Source organism: Desulfobulbus sp., from assembly GCF_030824455.1.
Lineage (GTDB): Bacteria > Desulfobacterota > Desulfobulbia > Desulfobulbales > Desulfobulbaceae > Desulfobulbus.
Genome location: NZ_JAVBXR010000026.1, coordinates 1 through 20,074 on the forward strand (window position 1 = coordinate 1; position 20,074 = coordinate 20,074).

At 60.2% G+C, this 20,074-nt stretch carries 13 protein-coding genes and 1 pseudogene; all 14 read right to left on the reverse strand.

Annotated elements, in window-relative coordinates; genetic code table 11:
* Nucleotides 1-1,059: TrkA C-terminal domain-containing protein (locus RCH93_RS04365; RefSeq protein WP_306547099.1), on the reverse strand; the 1,059-nt coding region annotated here is incomplete at its 3' end.
* Between the two features lie 194 nt (nucleotides 1,060-1,253).
* Entirely contained in the window at nucleotides 1,254-3,131 is a 1,878-nt protein-coding gene (aspA, locus tag RCH93_RS04370) for an aspartate ammonia-lyase (RefSeq protein WP_306547100.1), read from the reverse strand.
* Nucleotides 3,132-3,262: 131 nt separating this feature from the next.
* A complete protein-coding gene (locus RCH93_RS04375) occupies nucleotides 3,263-4,585 on the reverse strand; it encodes an HD domain-containing protein (RefSeq protein WP_306547101.1) in 1,323 nt (440 codons plus the stop codon).
* A 296-nt stretch (nucleotides 4,586-4,881) separates the two neighbouring features.
* Nucleotides 4,882-5,568, reverse strand: a complete 687-nt coding sequence (locus RCH93_RS04380) for a potassium channel family protein (RefSeq protein WP_306547102.1) — start codon at nucleotides 5,566-5,568, stop codon at nucleotides 4,882-4,884.
* A 126-nt stretch (nucleotides 5,569-5,694) separates the two neighbouring features.
* A complete protein-coding gene (locus RCH93_RS04385) occupies nucleotides 5,695-7,419 on the reverse strand; it encodes a SulP family inorganic anion transporter (RefSeq protein WP_306547103.1) in 1,725 nt (574 codons plus the stop codon).
* A gap of 94 nt (nucleotides 7,420-7,513) precedes the next feature.
* Complete coding sequence (locus tag RCH93_RS04390) at nucleotides 7,514-8,518, reverse strand: hypothetical protein (RefSeq protein ID WP_306547104.1); 1,005 nt, start codon at nucleotides 8,516-8,518, stop codon at nucleotides 7,514-7,516.
* Nucleotides 8,519-8,656: 138 nt separating this feature from the next.
* Entirely contained in the window at nucleotides 8,657-10,393 is a 1,737-nt protein-coding gene (locus RCH93_RS04395) for a SulP family inorganic anion transporter (protein ID WP_306547105.1), read from the reverse strand.
* A gap of 77 nt (nucleotides 10,394-10,470) precedes the next feature.
* On the reverse strand, nucleotides 10,471-11,286 hold the full coding sequence (gene ppk2, locus RCH93_RS04400) for a polyphosphate kinase 2 (protein WP_306547106.1): 816 nt from the start codon (nucleotides 11,284-11,286) through the stop codon (nucleotides 10,471-10,473).
* Nucleotides 11,287-11,355: 69 nt separating this feature from the next.
* The gene (gene ydiK, locus RCH93_RS04405; protein WP_306547107.1) at nucleotides 11,356-12,447 is read right to left on the reverse strand and encodes an AI-2E family transporter YdiK; all 1,092 of its coding nucleotides are present in this window, start codon (nucleotides 12,445-12,447) and stop codon (nucleotides 11,356-11,358) included.
* A gap of 101 nt (nucleotides 12,448-12,548) precedes the next feature.
* Nucleotides 12,549-13,043 carry a rhodanese-like domain-containing protein gene (locus RCH93_RS04410; protein ID WP_306547108.1) on the reverse strand — a complete coding sequence of 165 codons (495 nt, stop codon included), beginning with the start codon at nucleotides 13,041-13,043 and terminating at the stop codon, nucleotides 12,549-12,551.
* Nucleotides 13,044-13,090: 47 nt separating this feature from the next.
* Nucleotides 13,091-14,515 (reverse strand): efflux transporter outer membrane subunit, encoded by a 1,425-nt coding sequence (locus tag RCH93_RS04415; protein WP_306547109.1) that lies wholly within the window; start codon nucleotides 14,513-14,515, stop codon nucleotides 13,091-13,093.
* Nucleotides 14,508-17,687: an efflux RND transporter permease subunit gene (locus tag RCH93_RS04420; RefSeq protein ID WP_306547110.1), complete on the reverse strand. Its 3,180-nt coding sequence runs from the start codon at nucleotides 17,685-17,687 to the stop codon at nucleotides 14,508-14,510. The genes RCH93_RS04415 and RCH93_RS04420 overlap by 8 nt, the downstream gene beginning before the upstream one ends.
* A 6-nt stretch (nucleotides 17,688-17,693) precedes the next feature.
* A complete protein-coding gene (locus RCH93_RS04425; protein WP_306547111.1) occupies nucleotides 17,694-18,812 on the reverse strand; it encodes an efflux RND transporter periplasmic adaptor subunit in 1,119 nt (372 codons plus the stop codon).
* A 224-nt stretch (nucleotides 18,813-19,036) separates the two neighbouring features.
* Nucleotides 19,037-20,074, reverse strand: a pseudogene (locus RCH93_RS04430) (hypothetical protein); the annotation flags it as partial.

The window sequence follows — 20,074 nt, forward strand, 5'->3', positions numbered from 1 at the left end:
CGCCAGGGAAACAAAACTGAATTCCGTTTCCGCCTTGATCGAATCCCCAAAGAATCGGCTGACATTGGCGCGTTGCGCCGATTCGACCAGCACGCCCAGCTGATCGCCGTATTCAATCCGCAGATCAGGTTTGGGGAGCAGGTCGACGTCTCCCCGCCGCACCTGGATGATTTTGGCCGACAGGCCTTCAGGCAGGGGGAGATCGGCAAGCCGCAGGCCGATGAAGCCAGGCTTGGAGACGAAAACGCGTATGTAATCGAGATGACGGCGATCTTCCCGTCCTTTCCCCTCGTCGCCTGCCTGGAGTTGCGCTAGGACTTCCGGAAAACCGACAACCGAGAGCAGGTCGTCGGCCTCCAACGCCAGGGTCGGTTCAGGGAGCATATTCATCCCGTTTCGCCGCACCATGAGGAGATCGACGCCTTCCGGCGCTAGGGCGAGCAGCTCGGCGACCGTCTTGCCGGTCAGCCCCCGATCGCCGACCCTGGCCTCGGCGACGACCAGACGGCTGGGGGGCGGCACTTCGATCTTCGGCCGGAACACCAGCTTGGCCAAGTAAAAACAGAGAATGGGGCCGAACACCCCGAACGGATAGGCAATCGCATAGCCGACCGCTGGATTCTTGCTGCCGGAAGCTTCCATTGCCGCCTGGAGGGTGGCGGTGCTGGTCAGCGACCCGGCGAACATGCCGGCGACAAAGTCGGCCCCGAACCCCATGAATCGAGCCATGGCGATTGCCGCCGCGCAACCCGCAAGCACGGCGAAGGTCGCCAGGAGGTTGGCCTTGATCCCCAGCGGGCTCATCAGTCCTTTGAAGAAATCCCGGCCGTATTGAATGCCGATGCCGTAAAGAAAGAGCACCAGGCCAACCGTTCCCAGCAGACCGGGGGGCGCCGCCTTCGGCGCGATTGCGCCGACGCCGAGACCGACAAAGAGGACGGCGCCAATGCCCAGCGACAAGCCGCCAATTTTAATCTGACCGACGGCATAGCCGAGGCCAATGACCAGAAACAGGGCAATAAAGGGTTGGGAATTGAGAAAAATCCCGATGCTTTCCATGTGGTTTCTCCTGGTGAAAGAGTGTGATCCGCCTTCCTTCAGGATAAAGAAAAGGCGAAAAACGGCATTGTCTATCAGATGGTTTGCGATTGTTCATGAATGGCGGCAATCAACCCAGGCAGAGAGCATGCTGCTTCTTGTGCGGCCGCGCCTTCCACAGCTCCAAATCCGAGTTTGTCGGAGGAACCGTTGCCTTAACCAAGTCGACCGCTTGGCATGGCTCGGGGATCGGTCATGTTTTCCGGTCGCAGCAGGTCGTCCAGCTGTTGCTTGGAAAGAAGTCCCTTCTCGAGAATCAGGTTGTAGACGTTCCCTCCCGTTTCCAAGGCTTCTTTGGCAATCGCCGCCGACTGCTCATAGCCGAGCACAGGCGCCGCGGCGGTCACCAGGCCGATGCTGTTTTCCACATACCGCCAGCAGACCGCGCGGTTTGCCTCCAACCCGTTGATGCAGCGGGAAACCAGGGTGACGCAGGCGTTTTTCAGGATCATCATCCCGTGCAACAGGTCATAGGCGATGATCGGTTCCGCCATGCAGAGTTCCAGTTCGCTGGCCTCGGCGGCCATCGAGACCACAGCGTCATACCCCATCACCTGATAGCAGATCTGGTTCACCACTTCGGGGATAACCGGGTTGACCTTGCCGGGCATGATGGAGGAGCCGGGTTGCATGGGCGGCAGGTTGATTTCGCCCAGACCGCATCGGGGACCGGAAGACAACCAGCGAAGGTCATTGCATATTTTTGAGATCTGGACGGCCGCGCGTTTGAGCGAGGCGGACATCTGCACAAAGGCGCCGGCGTTCTGGGTGGCCTCAACCAGATTGCGCGCCCGGCGCAGCTCAAACCCGCTGACCTCCGCCAATTTTTTGGTGACGAGATCGGCATACCCCGGAGGGCTGTTGATGCCGGTGCCGATCGCCGTTGCGCCCATATTGATGTCCATCAATTCGTCGGCGCCGCGCTCAACCGCCCGGATGGCGCTGCTGATCATCACCGCATAGGCCCTGAATTCCTGGCCGAGGGTCATGGGCACCGCATCCTGGTTTTCGGTGCGCCCCATTTTCAGCACATCGCTGAACGCGTCGGCCTTCCTGTCAAGCGCCTGTTCAAGTTCCCGCATGGCCCGGACCAGGCTGCGGTTGGACAGCAGCACCGCCAGCTTGACGGCGGTGGGATAAGCGTCGTTGGTTGACTGGGAGCAGTTGACGTGATCGTTGGGATGCAAATAGGCGTATTCCCCTTTTTGGCGGCCCATCAGTTCGAGGCCGCGATTGGCGATCACCTCGTTGGCGTTCATATTGGTGGACGTGCCCGCGCCCCCCTGGAACATGTCCACCGTGAAATGTGCATGCAGCCTGCCGTGCAAGAGCTCGTCGCAGGCGTCGCAGATGGCCCACATCCGTGCGTCGTCAAGACGTCCCAGTTCATGATTGGTCATGGCCGCCGCCTTTTTCACCATGGCCAATCCTTCAATCAGATGTTCGAAGTTGTGAATGAAAACACCTGATATCGCAAAGTTCTCCATGGCGCGCAGGGTCTGGACGCCATAGTAGGCCTGATTGGATATTTCCCGCTGGCCCAGTGCGTCGCGCTCCAAGCGAAAACCGCCAATCTGCCCCGATTCCTCTTGGTTATGGTGCAACTGCTCCGACAACAGCCGCATTCTCCTGTTGATGTTCACCGCCACTCTGGCAACGATCCGGTAATAGATCTCGGGATGATTGGCCCGATACGACGTCAGCGTTTCCCGGGAAATCTGCCAAACGACGGCGCCGTTTCGGGTGTAGGCCCCGTTGGCATGCGCATCGTCGTCGAGCAGCAACCCCTCGCTGATCAACGATCCTTCCACCAGGGTGGCAAGATGACGCGAGGAGCCGTGCAAACCGCGCACGACGTCAACTTCTCCGTCTAGAAGGATGCCGGCCCATTGCCGTGGGGTGGACTCCTGGAACAGCCATTCGTTGGCGGTGTAGGTGTGTTCCGTGCCTTGGGCAAAGAAGGCGGCGACATCCTCCACGCTGATGCCGGAGGCTTGAGCAGCCTGTTCAATGCTCTTCTGCGTGAGTTGCATGACGGTTCTCCTGTAAAGGGGGGAAGCGTTGCGGCATTATGCCGGAAAGGGCATTCCCGAAAAGAGGGCGACGAAAGAGAGCAACGCTCTCGGCCTCAGCCGTTTGGCGAACGCCGGGAAGGCGGTGCGCCTCATGTTTGATTGCGGTGCACCGATTCAATGCGCTGGGCAATTCTTGCCACCTGGGTAAAGTCGTGGGTGACGATGTCCTGCGCGTGCGCGAGATTGTTGCGCAGAGATTCGAGATCTTTACAGACTGCACGCGCCGCTTTCTTGGAGGGAAAGCCAAATGTCTCGAAAATCTGCTCGTCTTCGATCAGCATCTGCATTTTATCGGAGAATTGCAGGCAGGCGAGCACCGTTGACCGCTGGTTCCGCCTGGTCCGTTCCTCCAGCAGGGCCTCGGCTTTGGCCAAGCGGCCCGGGGATACCAGCGATTTCCAGGCGTCATTGGGCCAGAGTCGCTCAATCATTGGGCCTGTTTCCATTTCCATCATGGTGATGACGCCAAAGAGCCACATCCGCATGTACGGATGCTGGATGTCGTCCTTGACGATGATCCCGGAGACGGCGTCGAGGATGCGAACAAAACAGCACGTGTGCCGGCTGAGCACCAGGATGATTTCGGAAAATGAAGCGCTGTCGGCGAGCACCTGTCCGGGCGCAAAGGGATGCACGCGTTGCAGGTCATCGCGGGCGACATACCCCCGGACGACTCCTGCTTCACGGATGCCGATCACCGGCAGATTGTGCCGCTCCATGATGGCCAACGCCGTTTCCGCAGGGGGATGGTCCACCGACGGCAAGGCGCGGGCAATGTTGCGGGCGGTGAACGTCTGCCGGAACAGGTCCGCCATCCGGTGTAAAAGAAAGCCCTCATGACCCTGTGCAGGGCGGGCGGCTGCAGGATCGCCGACAACATGCAAGGGAAGGCGCAAGGTTTCGGCGCCGTTGCGCAGCGCCGTCATGGCCTGTTCATAAAGCGCAGGCTCGCCCTCGGTCAACACTTCCAGCAGCGAGGCCATTTCCGTCAGATAGACCTTGGCGAATTCGGGGTCATGGGCGCAGATGTCCTGGCTGTTGTCAATGAGATCGGCCAATTTGATTGTTTTGCCTCGTTGCGAGGCCTTGGCAAGATGGGCCCGGTCAATGGCTCTGCGGGTGGCGCGGTTTCCGTCCGAAGGCCTGCTGACGTCGGTCAGTTCGCCGACCAGTTGGGCCACTGCCGGGCCGAATTGTTGCTCAAGGTCCAGCAGGGTGACGGCGGTGTCTTCCACCGTGTCATGCAGCCAGGCTGCGGCAATCATCTCCGGATCGTCGGTAACCGAGGCGACAAGCTCGGCCACTCGCTGGAGATGGACGTCATACGGCTCAAGAGAATATTTGCGCCGGTGATTGAGATGCGCATGGGCCTTGACGGCATGGTTTCGGGCCTTGGAGACAAGATCGTTCATAATGGAGGAGAATGGATGATGAGGAACGGTTGATAACACGGAGACAATTCCGCCTTCTTCCTGGCAGATTGGGCAATGCGCTCAATATGCTTGGAGCAGCGGGTTGATGCGGCAACTGTGGGCAAGCACGACATCCAGTTAACTGACGACCTTGGCGCCAGGGCGCAGCGTCCAAAGCATGGCCGCCAATTCGGATTAAGCGTAGAAGAACAGCGGATTGTCCCGAAGATCCCAGGGGAATCGCAAGCGAACAAGGGCGGCTTAAACGAGTACATTCGTTGCACGGGTTGGTGGTTTTATTTCTTTTCATGTTCTATCTGCAGCGACACCAGCCGGGCGATCAGAATGGCCGGGTACAGGGTCCCGATCACGGCTTCGAGCATGACCAGCGATCTGGCGACAGGATGCACGGCGGAAATGTCGCCAAAGCCGACGGTGGTGAGGGTGACGAGGCTGAAATACATGAAGGCGTTGGCGAGGTCTTGCCCTTGCTGCATAACGGCGGGATTGGCGGCATGCGAGAACGATCCGGCAATCAATGTGTCGAGCAAACGATAGGCAGCGGCGAAAAAGAACCCAATCAACAAGTACGCGGCAATGGCCCCTCGCACGCGGTGTCCTGACACTGGGCCCTCTTCATAGACCTTCTGCAGCACAACAGCCGTGAAGCATGCGGCAAAACAAATTGCCAATACGCTGTCGGCGATCAAAATCAGCGGGGAGGGGGAAATCAGCGCGAGCCAACGCGCAATCAAAGCGCAGACGACCAAGCATGCGACGATCCACCGGATCAGCCGATGCTGGGTTATGGTCAACAGGCCGGTGAGGAGAAAAAGCGAACCCACCACCCCGTTTACCATATTCAGAAGCCAATGGCGGGTTGTTTCCAATGGAGCGATAATGAAGATCTGCACGATGAGAAGCGCCAGAAAAATGGTGAGACTTCGTTCTTCCGTCCAGAAGGAGAGTATGTGACGCATCATGTGGGCATCGGTGTCCAGAGGGTGGGTGGTTAGTTAAGGCTGGGCATGGCCGTCGGGACTTTGCATTGCTCAACGCGAATCAGAGCAGGGGGCGACGCCAATCCATTGCGTTGAACCGCTACGGCGTCAACCCAAGGGAACTGCTCCTTGGACGGCAGATTCCGCGGAAGCAAGCGCTGTCGTGCCGCCTGCCTCTGCCTGCAGGGCTTGGAAGCGTTCAATCGCGGCGCGCGCGTTAAACAGCATGCGGTCGCGGCCGAGGCGTTGGTCGAAGCCGGCATGCCGCACCACTTCGAGCACGTCGGGATTCAACGCCGCCAGCCACAGCGTCACGCCGCAGTCGGCAAAACGCGCCTCGCCTTCGATGAGCATTTGCAGCGCTGAGTATTCGATGTCAGGCACCCGGCTCATATCAAGCGCCACCACCCGTGGTTGGTATTGCTCGATCAGCGCGCTGATCTGTTCGCCAACATACGGGGCATTGACAAAAAAGATGCGCCCCTCCGGCCGCACGATCAGCAGGCCGGCAAAGGTTTCGTCGTCCGGGTGTTCCGGCGACATCGGCCGCAACACATCCGCCCCGCGTTTGCGGCCGATGACGGAGACGCGCGGCTGTGCCGTCTGGCTGGACAGACCGATCAACGACAGAATGATCGCCGCCGCAATCCCTTTCAGGGTGCCGAACAACAACACGCCGAGACAGGCGACGACGGCCCAGCGAAACTCCATGGTCCGCACCTTGAGGATGGCGCGAAATTCCGCCGGCTGGATCAACCCGACCGAGTAGACAATCACCACAGCCGCCAGAACGGCGTGCGGCAGCAGCCCCAGCAGGGGAGCAAGCAAGAGCATCGTCGCCGCGGCAACCCCGGCGGTGATCAGCGAGGCTTTTTGGGACTGTCCGCCGGCGGCGCGCACCACCGCGGTCTGGGAGGCGCCGCCGCCGGCGGGCATGGCGCCAAAGAACGCGCCTCCCAAATTGGCGGCGCCGGTGGCGAGCAGTTCGCGGTTGGCGTTGATCCGGGGCTCGCTGGGGCCGGCAAAGGCGCGTCCCGCTGCTATCGATTCGGTGAAGCTCATCAGCGCGATGCCGAGTGCGCCCGGCAGCAATTGTTCAACCAGCGCCAGGTCGGGCAGGGTCAAGGAGGGGAGCCCTTGGGGAATCAGACCGACGATCGCCACGCCTTGCTCCTGCAGACTGAAAAGCCATGAAGCGGCAATGCCGCCGCCCACGGCGACCAACGGCGCCGGCGAGTGCGGCCAAAAGCGTTCCATGCCGATCAACACCGCCAGGGTTGCCGCCGCCGTGGCCAGGGTGATCAGGGAAGTGTGGGGCGTCTGCGAGGCGACGCTGAGCAGATCGTGGAAGAATCCTTGTTTGGCGATATGAATTCCCAGGAGTTTTGGCGCTTGGTCCAGGACGATCACCAGGCCGATGCCCGCCTTGAAGCCGGTTAGCACAGGGGTGGAAATGAAATTGGCGACAAAGCCCAGGCGCAACAGTCCCGCCAGCATCAGGATGGCGCCCACCAGTCCGGTCAGGGTTGCTGCGGCCGTCAGCAACCGCGCCGGGTCGCCCTCCGGCGCCGCCAGGCTGAGTTGCACCCCGGCCAGGATGGCCAGGGTGGTGGTGGAACTGACGCTGAGCACGCGCGATGTGCCGAGCACGGCATAAATCACCATCGGCAGAAAGGCGGTGTACAGACCGACAGCCACCGGCAGGCCGGCGACGGTTGCGTAGGCCATGGCCTTGGGCAGCACCACCGCCGCCGCAGTGAGACCGGCGACCAAGTCGAGTTTAAGCGGTGCGGGAGAGGGCGCGGCTGCGGCTCCTGGCGGGGATTGCTTCATATTGGACTCCTCCTGTGCTGCGCGGGCGCTGGTTTTCGTTATATCCCATGGTCAAAAGAGCAACGCTGCGGGCTGCGGTCCACCCTTTCAACGCTCAGGCATTGGTTGTCGACCCGAGAGAGAAGGCGACCAGCACCGCCGAACGGCGAAATTCGTCCTGCAGCGAAAATTCCGCCAGAGTGATGTCGTTGCCGTCGTTGCCGGGCGCGTCGTCGACGCGAACGCCCATCCAATTGAGTCGAAAAAACTGATCGCGCACCACCAGAATCTCATCGGGCTTGCGCATAATTGCCTCCAGGTGTCCGAGCGCCTGCTCTGGGGTGGCAAGCTGCTCCCGCAGTTGCTCAAGCTCCTCTTCCACTGCAACCAGCGTTTTTTCGGCCTTGCGCAGTTCCTCCCAATTTCCCGGGTCGCGGGTGGCGAACATTTCCCGCACCCGGGTCTTGCCGCCCAGGATCTTGACGATTCCCTTGAGATACTCCTTTTGTTGCTGCAGCTCGGCCTTCCGTGACCGCAGAGTGGTGATCTGTTCCATGGCAACCGTGGCCAGCACTTCCAGGCCCCGATTGACGATGCCGGTCTTGGTTTCGGCCAGATCAGCGGCAGGGGCAACAATCTTATGATCAAAAAAACTCACCGCCTGTTGCCGCACATCCCGCACGAGCATTTCTCCTTCCTGCTTGTGACCGAAAATGGTTTTCTCCTGTTGCATCATGGTCAGCAAGGCCACCACGTCCCCGGTCCGGCCTTGTTTGCGCAGGGCATTGACCTCCGGGCTGAAGCGGAGCACTTCCTCGAGTTCGTCGGGCGAGGCGAAAAGGGCTTTCACCAGGGGATCGTCATAATACCGGTTCCTGTCCAAAAAGACCGGGCCTGGAATCGCGTCGATCAGCGAGGCGCAATACTCCATGGCCCCGGCAAGAGGCGCATGCAAGGCCTTGCGATAGCCTTTGGCCTGGCGAATAACCGGATCGGCAATCTGGACGACTTGATCGGTTGTCTGCTGGAGGAGAACATCCTTTTCCCCGCGAGGTTGGCAGCACTGCCAGATCTGCTCGATCCAGCCGCCGAGTTGTTCGCCGCTGTTGCGCCAGTTCATATTTCCTCCGTCAGCATGATGGTGAGGTGGTCTCTTCGTTATCGCCTGAGTGCCTGTCAACAGAAGAACGGACGGGTTCTTTTCCGCCGCCGGCGGGTTGCCGCTTTGTTTACATTGGGAGCCAAACAAAAGGTCGCGTTACTCAGGACGCCGTTGCTCCCTTTGCTCGAAGGCCTCAATGGCGGACGCCAAGGAGGCAAACCTGGAGGCTTGATTGAATTGCAGGTTGTTGGCAACCCAATGGGAGTGGAAGTGTTTCCAGAGAGAATGTTTCACCCGGGCGTACTTGAGTTCGATGCCGCGCCCCGCAAGTTCTTCGCGTAAATCCCTCAGCTTATGGAGCGCGGTAATGTCGATGTCGTTGACCGGGCTGGCGTCGATCACGATCCATTCGACCGGGGTGGACGACTGGGCAATTTCGGCCATGATCCGTTCTTTGCAATAATCCACATTGAAAAACAGGATGTTTCCGTCGAGCCGGTACAGTAGGAGCCCGGGTATGGTGACCGCATCCGGGTAATCCGCTATGTCGTGATATCCGCCGAGACCGGGAACCTTTCCCAGCACCGAATCGTGCGGTTTAGAGGCTGCCAGCAACAGCCAGAGGAGCGTAAGCGCGATGGCGATCAGCACGCCGGGGAGCACGTCAAAATAGAGCACCCCCGCTGTGGTCACCAGGGAAAAGACGAGTTCTCGCCGGCTGGCGGTATACAGTTCCCGCAGAGCGCTCAGATCAAAAAGCCCGATGCTGGCCACGGCGATAACGGCGGCCAGGGCCGCGTTGGGCAGAGAGGCCAGAGGCGCGGTGAAAAACAGGAGAAAAAGCATCATTGCAGCGGCGGCAACAACCCCAACCAGCTGCGTTTTGCCGCCCATGGCGTTGTTGACCGCAGTGCGCGAGTCCGCACCGGTGACCGGAAAACCCTGGACGAGTCCGGAGGCGATATTGCAGGCGCCAAAAGCGATCAACTCTTGATTGGCGCTCACCTCATATCGGTTGCGGCGGGCAAAACTCTTGGCGGTCAATATGCCGCTGGTAAAACTGATCAAGGCGATACTCGCCGCATGTTCCACCAGAATTTTGAATCGAAGGGGATCGAACGTGGGCAGATGCAACGAGGGGAAACCAGCAGGAACCGACCCCAGGAGGGCGACGCCGTATGAGTGCAGGTGCAGCGCCTGCACTGCGATGATGGCCGAAACGAGGACGATCAAGGCTGCTGGCAATCGAGGCGCCCATCGCTGCAGAGCCATCAGAAGCGCCAGGGCAGCCAAGCCAAGCATCAAGGTGGGCAGGTGGGTTCCGTCAACTTTTTGGGCGAACTCGACCAGTTTTTCCAAAAAATGGACGGCTTCACCTGTATACCCAAAGAGTTTAGGCAGTTGCCCCGCCAGGACAATCAGGGCAATGCCGTTGAGGTAACCAACCAGAATGGGCTGGGAAAAAAAATTGGCAACAAACCCGAACCGGCAGAGGCCAAAGATGATGTGAAACAAGCCGGTGATCAGGGTGATCGAGATCATCAGCTCCATATATCGTTGCGGATCGCCCCCGGCAAGCGGGCCAAGGGCGGACGCGACCATGATGCAGGTGGCCGCGTCCGGACCGGTGATCAACTGACGGGACGATCCGAACAGGGCATAGGCCAGCAAGGGCAACATGCTGGAATAAATACCGTAGACGACCGGAACACCCGCGATTTGGGCATAGGCAATCCCCACGGGAAGCGCGACGGCGGCCACTGAACAACCGGCGATCGCATCGAAACGGAAATCGGCCCGCTGATACGAAAGGAAGGCGCTGATGCCGGGAATGAACTGGCGCACCCATCGGCCAACCGCTTGTGCTGGGGTTAAACGCTTGGAATATTGCATCAGGTCCGGTCTGGGGCTATGGAGTGTGTTGCTCGAAAGGTGAGGTCAATGGCAGGCCGTATCCCCCTGCCCATAGGTCAATATTTCTCCGGGATGAATTTAAAGGGATACTCCTTTTCCTGGTATTTTTTGCCAATTTTGCGTTTCGGCAATTCGATCTTCTCTCCTTTCAGCTCCTTATAGTCGATGGACCCGAGGATGTGGCTGATGATGTTCAGCCTCGCCCGCTTCTTGTCGTCGGAGCGAACCACGGACCACGGGCCCCAGGGGGTGTCGGTGGCGGCAAACATCTCGTCGCGGGCCCGGGTGTATTCGTCCCACTTGTCGTAGGACTTGATGTCCATCGGCGAGAGCTTCCAGATCTTGCGGGGGTCGTCAATCCGGGCCGTCAATCGCTTGGTTTGTTCGTCCGGGTTGACCTCCAACCAGTATTTGAGCAGAATAATCCCGGATTCCAGCATCATTTTTTCAAACGCCGGCACCACTTCCAGGAAGCGTTTGGCCTTGTCCTCGGTGCAAAACCCCATCACCCGTTCCACCCCGGCCCGGTTGTACCAGCTGCGGTCAAAGATGACGATTTCACCGGCGGCAGGAAAATGGGGAATATACCGTTGGGCATACATTTGTGATTTTTCTCGTTCGGTTGGAGTCGGTAGGGCGACGACGCGAAAGACCCGCGGGCTAACCCGCTCGGTGAGCGCCTTGATGGTTCCGCCTTTGCCGGCGCCGTCTCGCCCTTCAAAGACAATGCAGACCTTCAACCCCTCACGCACCACCCATTGCTGCAGCTTGACCAATTCCCCATGCAGTTTGGCCAACTCCTTGTCGTACGTCTTGCGGTCAATTTTTTTGCCGCCGGCGGGCTCCTGCTCACTCTTTTTTGCCTTGCTCATCGTAGACCTCCTGTTCGGGTTGATCGGTATAGGTTGAAAGAGATGGACAAAAAATGAACGACTCTTGGATCAGCGCGTCTCTCCAGGCTCTTGGCCGGCGGGATCACTGCATTTTTCCGTGCCGTTGATCCAGGCCAGGAGCAAGGTGTAGGTCACGGCGAGCACCACCGGGCCGATGAACAGGCCGATGACGCCAAAGGCGACCAGACCGCCGATAACGCCGGTTATGATCAGAATGATGGGGAGATCGGCCCCTCTCCTGATCAGGAACGGCCGCAAGAAGTTATCGCTGATCGCCACCAGGACCGACCACGCCAGGAGGATGGTGGCCCAGGTGTTCTCGCCGCTCCAGTACAGCCAGATCACCGACGAAAACAGCACCAGACCCGGACCAATCTGGGCGATGCACAGCATCATCATCACCGCAATCAGCAGGGTGACGGCCGGCACCCCGGCGACAATAAGCCCCAAACCGCCGAGCGCGGATTGCACAATGGCCGTGCCGACAATACCCAGGGCAACGCTGCGGATGGCCGCCGCCGAAAGCATGGCCGCTTCCTGGCCGCGATCGCCGGCCAGACGACGGGCAAAGCTGCACACCAGCTCCGCCGCCTTTTCGCCCTGTGCATACAGGACTGCGGAGAGGATGATCATCAAACCGAAATGGAGGACAAGCGTGCCCATGGCGCCGACCTGGGCTACAAACCATTTCAGGGTCGCATTGACGTATGGGGCCAGTTTTGCCGAAAGCTCCTGATGACTTATCTCCGCAAGGTGCTGCCAACGCTCGATCAGCGTATGGGACACCAGGGGGATTTTCTCAAACCATGCCGGCGGAGCGCCGATGCGCAGCGTTTTCAGCGAGTCGACCAGGCCAACCACGTCGCCGGTTCTTTCCATAATGGTGACAATGGCAAACGACAGCGGCAGCACAAGGACCAGAAGCAGGCCAATCGACATCACCACAACGGCGATCCATCGCTTGTGCCAGCACCTCCGTTGCACCAGCAACATGAAGGGCCAGGTTGCGACCACGATCATCACCGCCCAGGCCAAGGAGAAGAGGAAAGGCCGCAAGATCCACAGGCTGGAGGCGATCAGCAGGCCAATGAAGAGCACCGCCAAGGTGGATCGCGTTATTTCGGAAGGTTTCGCAATCATAGGGCTCCTGGCTGAGTGGTGTTGATGAATGCCTGCCCCTTGCCAGGGCAGGCATTTGCACGGGTTGCCGGGTTGTGGCAGGCCTTGTCGTGGCTGTCGGTTTATCGTTGCGCCGGCAGGATCACAACTTCCTCGTCGGTGATCGAGGTCTGCACCGGATAGCCCGCCTTCACCCAGGCCACTCCGCCGGTGTCCACGGCAATCGCGTTTTTGTATCCCAGTTCGTTGAGTTGCTTGGTTGCCAGCGCGGCCCGTGCGCCTGTCTTGCAGTATACATAGAGAGTTTGCTCTTGATTGGGCACAACCGTCCAGATGGAAAATTCCAACAGTCCCCTGGGCACGTTGACCGCTCCGGGAATATGGGCGACCTCGTATTCGTTGGGCTCGCGGACATCGAGCACAACCACGTCTTTGTCTCCGTCAAGAGCCGCCTTGAGGTCGATGATGGTTGCATGCCGCGTGGTTGCCCGCGCCTTGTCGACCAACTCCTTGACCGGCGAGGCCATCCACTTGGGTTGCGGGGCAGGTTCTGCGCCAGCGAAGGCCGCAGCGATCATGGAAAAAACAACAATGGTTGCGAGGATGGCTTGCTTCATAAAATGCTCCTTGTCTGTAGGAATAGGTATTGGCGATCTCGTCCGTTTTACGGCTTGGCCTTGGGCTGGGCCGTTTGTTCGGCCCCCTCTATCCAGCCGCCGCCCATGGCTTTGTAGAGATTGATCATGGCCAGATGCAGCGCGCCCTGGGTTTGGGTGTAAGCCAGTTGGGCGTTAAACAGGCTCCGGTCGGCATCCAGCACCGTCAGATAATCGGCATAGCCGTTGTCGTAACGAAGACGGGCGATGCCGGCATATTGGCGGAGCGAGTCGACCTGATTCTTCTGGGTGGCCAGTTGCTTTTTGGTCTGCGCCTGATCCGCCAGGGCGTCGTTGACCTCGCGGAACCCGTTCTGGATCGCCTGCTGATAGCCGATCAGCGCCTGTTGCTGCAGGGCCTCGGCCTCCTGCACGCTGCCGGCGATCTTGCCGGCGGTGAAGATGGGCATGGTGACCGGGGCGCTGTACTGCCAGGCCTTGGAGGGCCCCTTGAACAGATCGCCCAGGTCGCCGCTGGCGGAGCCAAAGGCCCCGGTGAGGGAAATCGACGGAAAATACGCGGCCTTGGCCACGCCGATCTGGGCATTGGCGGCAATCAGGTTCTGTTCCGCCTGGCGCAGGTCTGGTCGCCGTTCGAGCAGATCCGAGGGCATGCCGGCGACGATGGTGGGCAGAAGCAGCGCATCAATGCTTTTTCCCCGCTGAATCGGGCCGGGATTGCGGCCGAGGAGAACGCTCAAACCGTTCTCCTGTTGGATGATCGCCTTTTCCAGCGGGGGAATGCTCGCCAGGGCCTCTTCGTACTGGGAACGGTTCTGGCTCAACTCGAGGTCGGAAATGACCCCGCCGGCAAACCTATCTTTGAACACCAGATAGGAGTCCTCCCGGGTCTTGGCGGTGTTCCGGCTGATTTCCAGCTGGCGGTCCAGGTCGCGCAGGTTGACGTAGGCGGAGGCGACATTGGCGACCAACGAAAGGACCACCGCCTTGCGTCCCTCCTCGCTGGCCAAAAGCTGGGCCTTGGCGGCTTCGGTGCTGCGGCGGATCTTGCCCCAGAGATCGATCTCCCAACTGGCGTTGACGTTGGCGGAAAAGTTGTCGGTTGTCGCCTTGTATTCAGGCGAAAGCCGGTTCTCGCCCAACTCGGTGACCCGCTGACGGCTGTATTCGCCGCTCGCGCCCACCTGGGGGAAGAGGTCGGCGCGGACAATCCCGTATCGGCCCGCGAACTCGTCGATCCGGGCTGCGGCGATCAGAAGATCCTTGTTCTCCCGCAGGCAAATCGCGATCAGCTCATTGAGCACCGGATCGTGGAACTGTTGCCACCAGGTGCTGTTGGCGAGGTCTTTGGCCTCTTTTTCATCCAACCGCCACCCGGCGGGAACATCCACCGCCGGCCGCTTGTAATCAGGCCCGACCGTACAACTTCCGGCGAGCAAGGCCAACATGACGACGAGAATACATTTACGCATGATGATCGCCCTCCTTCCCTAGAGTTGTTAGGGGTGACGAGCCGGGGGGGGCGGACGGCGGATGCTTCTTGCCCCCAATTTTTTCGACCACATAAAAGGTGACCGGAATAAGGAAGATGGCGATGAAGGAGGCGGCCAGCATCCCGAAGATAACGGTGTACCCCATGACTTGGCGGGAGATGGCGCCGGCCCCGCTGGCGATGGCCAGCGGCACGCAGCCGAGAATGAAGGCAAATGAGGTCATGAGAATGGGCCGGAGACGGAGGCGCGCCCCCTCGAGGGTAGCCTCGACCAGCGGTTTCCCTTTCTCAACCTCCATCTTGGCGAACTCGACGATCAGGATGGCGTTCTTAGCCGCCAGACCGATGAGCATGACCAGACCAATCTGGGCATAAATGTTGTTCTCAAACGAACCGAAGAGCAAGCCGGCAAAGGCGCCGAAGATGGCGACAGGGGTGGCGAGGAGGACCGAGAACGGCAGTGACCAGCTCTCGTACTGGGCGGCCAAAATCAGGAAGACGCAGAAGAACGAAAAGGCGAAGATCGCCATCGGCGAAACGCCCTGTTGAGCCTTCTTTTCCTGGAACGACATACCGCTGTAATCAAAACCCATTTCCGACGGCATGGTCTCGGCAAAGACCGTCTCCAGCGCCTGCATGGCCTGTGCCGAACTGAAGCCAGGGGAGGCCGTGGCGTTGATCTGGACCGAGCGGTAGAGGTTGAAGCGCGTGGTGAATTCCGGCCCGGTAATGCTGCGGATGGAGGTCAGCGCCGAGAGGGGCACTGATTGTCCCTCCTTGTTGCGCACATAGAACTGGCCAATGTTGTCGATATTGGTCCGGTACTCTCCTTCCGCCTGGATGTAGGTCTGCCACTGGCGGCCGTACTTGTTGAAGTAGTTGATGAAACCGCTGCCCATGAAGCTTTGCAGGACCTTGTAGACGTCGCTGATCTCAACCCCCTGTTTCAGCACCTTGTCCCGGTCCACATCCACGAACAGCTGCGGCACGCTGGGGAGGAAGGTGGTGGTGACCCGGGCCAGTTCAGGCCGTTTCCTGGCCGCTTCGATGAATTTCTGCGTATTCTCCGCCAGGAACGCGACATCCTTGCCGGCCTTGTCCTGGAGCATGAAGGTGGCCCCGCCCGAGGTGCCGATACCCATGATGGCTGGCGGCGGGAACGGGAAGCCGATGGCGCCCGGAAGCCCCCCCATCGTTTTCGTCAGAGAGGCCTTAATCGCCTCGTACTGTTCTTCCGGAGCCTTGCGCTCCTTCCACTCCTTCAGGGAAATGAAGAAAAAGGCGCTGTAGGTGTTGGAGACCTGGCTGAGCATGCTGTAGCCGATAATCGACGAACAGAACTCAACGCCCGGGGTTTTCATGATGATTTCTTCGGCCTGACGGGCCACTTCACTGGTCCGCTGCAGCGAAGCGGAGTTGGGGAGCTGGATGGCGGCGAAGATAAAGCCCTGGTCCTCGTCGGGGAGGAAGCCGGTAGGAATGGACTTGCCCGCCAAACCGGTGAGGATGGTCACGCCGACGAGGAGGAGCAGACTGGTCTTGCTTTTCCTGATGGCGGCGCCGCAGATTGACACGTAGCCGTTGGTGGCCCGGCCGAAAACCCGGTTGAACCAGTCATAAAATTTCTGCAGCGGGCCGGTCCCCCTGACCTTTGGCTTGAGCAGCAGTGCGCAGAGGGCCGGAGAGAGGGTGAGGGCGTTGAAGGCGGAGATGATGACTGAAACAGCAATGGTTACAGCAAACTGCTGGTAGAGCTGGCCGGTAATGCCGGGGATGAAGGCCGTCGGCACGAAGACCGCCGTCAGGATGATGGCGATGGCGACAACCGGGCCGGAGACCTCCTCCATGGCCCTGAAAGCTGCATCCCTGGCTGACAGGCCGTTATGCTCGATATGGTGCTCCACCGCCTCCACCACAACAATGGCGTCATCGACGACCAGACCAATGGCCAGCACCATCCCGAAGAGCGAGAGGGTATTGATGGAAAAGCCGAGCAGCGGGAAGAGCGCGAAGGTTCCTACCAGCGACACCGGCACCGCCAGGAGCGGGATGAGGGTGGCCCGCCACCCCTGGAGGAAGATGAAGACCACGAGAATGACTAATACCAGTGCCTCGAAGAAGGTATGCTTGATTTCGTTGATACCCTCGGTGACCGCCAGGGTGGTGTCCAGCGCCACCGTGTATTCCAGGTCAGGCGGGAAGCTCTTGCTCAGCTCAGCCATCAGCTTTTTGGCCCCGTTGGCCGATTCCAGGGCGTTGGTCCCCGGCATCTGGTAGAGGGCGACCAGGGCGCAGGGCTTGCCGTTGAGACGCCCTTCCATTTTGTAGTTCTGCGCTCCAAGTTCGATGCGAGCCACGTCCTTGACCCGGACGAGGGAGCCGTCCGGATTGGCGCGCAGCACGATGTTGCCGAACTCTTCCTCACTCTGCAGCCGCCCTTGGGCGCGAACCGTGTAGGTGAACTCCTGCCCGTCCGGCACCGGCTGGCTCCCGACCTGTCCGGCCGGGTTGACGGTGTTTTGGGCTTTGACCGCGTTGATGATCTCCGGGATGGTGATGTTGAGCTTGGCGAGTTGGTCCGGTCGAACCCAGATTCGCATGGCGTACTGGCCGGCGCCGAAGACCGAAACACTGGCAATCCCCTTGATGCGGGTCATCTGGTCGTTGACGTTGATGAAAGAGTAGTTGGCCAGAAAGACGTTGTCGTAGGTGCCGCCCGGTGAGGAGAGTGCGAACATCAGCATCGGCGCCGAGGTTGATTTCGCCACGGTGACCCCGTAGCTGTTGACGTCGGAAGGCAATTGCGACGACGCTTGATTCTGGCGCATCTGGGCGAGAATCTGGTCGGTGTTGGCGTCGGTCCCCAGTGCGAAGTAGTTGTAAAGGGTCATGGACCCGTCGTTGCCGTTGACGGAGTACATGTACTCCAAATTATCAACGCCGGACATCTGCTGCTCGATGGGGGTAGCCACCGACTGCTCCACGGTAACGGCGTCGGCGCCGGTGTAGACGGCGTTCACCTGAATCGCCGGTGGGACGATGTTGGGGAACTGGGCGATGGGAAGTCCCGTCATGGCCACAGCACCGAGGATGACCATGAAGATCGAAATCACCATGGCCACAATGGGGCGGTTAATGAAGAATCTCGACATGGCCTCTTACCTCTTCTCGGCTGGTGCGGGCGATGAAGACGACGGCAGATAAGGTTTGGCGACCACCGTCATGTTGGGCCGAACCTTCTGGGTCCCCTCGGCCACAACCTGCTCTCCAGGCTGCAAGCCCTTTTCGATGAGCCAATCGCCGCCGATCCGTTCGCCCACCTGCACCGGCCGGACATCAACCTTGTTGTCCGCTCCGACCACCGCCACCAGGTACTTGCCCTGCATTTCGGTGACCGAGCGCTGGGGAATGAGCAAGGCCCCTTTCTTCACCTCGGTCATGGCCCGAATGCGGCCATACTGGCCAGGGCGGAGCAGGCTTTCTTTGTTGGGGAAGAGGGCGCCCACCTTGAGGGTGCCGGTGGTGGGATCAATCTGGCGATCCGCCAGGGCAAAGCGGCCTTCATGGGGATAGACGCTGCCGTTGGCGAGAACCAGTTGCAGGGACATCTGGTCCGCCTTGTTGCCGGATGCAACCGTCTCGAGATATTCCTGCTCGCTGATGTTGATGTAGACCTTGATCGGGTCGACCGTGGAGACCGAGGTCAGCTCTTCCTGCATGCTCGGACTGACCAGGTTGCCCAATTGGGTTTTGGCGATGCCGGCAATGCCGTCCACCGGGGAACTGATTTTAGTGAAACCCAGGTTCAGTTGCGCCTCGTCGAGCGCCGCTTGGGCAGCTTCGACCGAGGCCCTGGCGCTGAGTTCCGAGCCGACCGCGTCGTCCAGATCCTTCTGGCTGACCGCGTTCTTCTCCGCCAGCGGTTTCACCCGCGCCAGGTTGGCCTTGGAGGTGTCGTGACGGGCTTTCTGCTGGGAGAGCTGCGCCTTGGCCTGGTTCAGGGCGGCCTGGAAGGTGCGGGGGTCGATCTCAAAGAGGATCCTGCCCTTCTTTACCTGCTCGCCTTCACGGTAATTCTGACTGATCAGATAGCCGGTGACCTGGGGGCGAATGACCGCATTGATCGAACCGTCCAAGGCGCCGACCCATTCGTTGTAGAGGGGCACGTCTTTCTGGACAACGGTCGTCACTTCCACCGTCGGCGTCTGCGGCCCCTTGGCCTTTTCTTCCTTGTGGCACCCGCCGACCGTCAGCGAGAGCGCCGCCATTCCCATCATCGCCAACAGTCCTGCCGCGTGTCTGACGCGATGCGAAAATTGCGCCTGTGTTTCAGTGTTCCCCATAAAGCCCCCTGTTGCACGAACATGCCCTTGAATGAGCGTCATCGCCAAGTTCACCTGATAGTCTGAGTCGCCGCCGGCCAAGCCGGCGGCTGATTGTGTGGATTGCCTTGCGAACCGTGGACGTCATCGGTTCGCTTTTCTTTTTCCTTATTCGTTCATCACCTTCGGCCGCCGCCGCCTCCGCCAGAGCGTCCCCCGCCGCCAGACCGCCCGCCGCCGCTTGAGCGCGGCTGGGCCTGCGCGCGGCTGGGCTGGCTGAATTGGCCGCCGCCGCGCGCGCCTGATTGCGAGGCAAAGTTCGATCTGTTCTGGCTGAGCTGGTTGCCGCGCGAGCGCGCCTGAGCCTGCGATTCCAGATCACGCGTGCTCGGGCTGAACTGACTGGCGCGTGAGGAGGGTTGCGCCTGTGCACGGCTGGGTTGGGCAATGTTGGTTCGCGGCTGCGCCTGGGCGCGGTTGGCTTGGGTGGCGGTCGTTCGCGTCTGCGCCTGAGTGCGGTTGGATTGGGCCAGGTTGCCGCTCGCCTGCGCCTGTGACTGCACGTTGCCGCTTCTGGTCTGCTGTTTGTCTACCGGCGCCCAGCCGCTGCCGGTGTTGGAACTCCAGTTGCCGTTGTTGTCTCTTTTGTAGACATTGCCGTCTTTGCCGGCGTAGACATTGCCGCCTTTGCCTTTGACCACCGCGCCCTGACTGTTTTTGGTGTCCCAGGCAACGGCCCCAGTGCCGCGGTTGGTTTGCGCGCCGGCCACGGTTCCATAGTCGTTGCTGCGATACCCGCCGCGCACGGCCGTGCCGGTGCTCGGATTGTAGGCTGCGCCTCTGCCCGCCGATCCGTAGGCGGTGTCCACCCGGCCGCCGGCGGCCCGTGCCCCGGTGTAAGGATTGTAGGCGCGATATCCGGCAGCGCTGCCTGCAGGTCCGCTCACGTAGGCCCCGCGCGCATAGGTTCCGGTGCGCGGATTGTAGGCCGTGGCGACTCCGGCTCCCCGGTACGGACCGTAAGCCGGATAGGCCGGTCGGTAATAGCCGCCGTAGCCATAGTTGTACCTGGCGCCCCAGCCGTAGGAATAGGGCACCGGATAGTGATAATAATCATCGTGGTGATCATTAATGATGGCCCCCAGGATCATGCCGGCCCCAAACATCAGCACCCCGTTTGCGGCCACGTATTCGCCGCTGTAGCCGGCGGTCTGCGA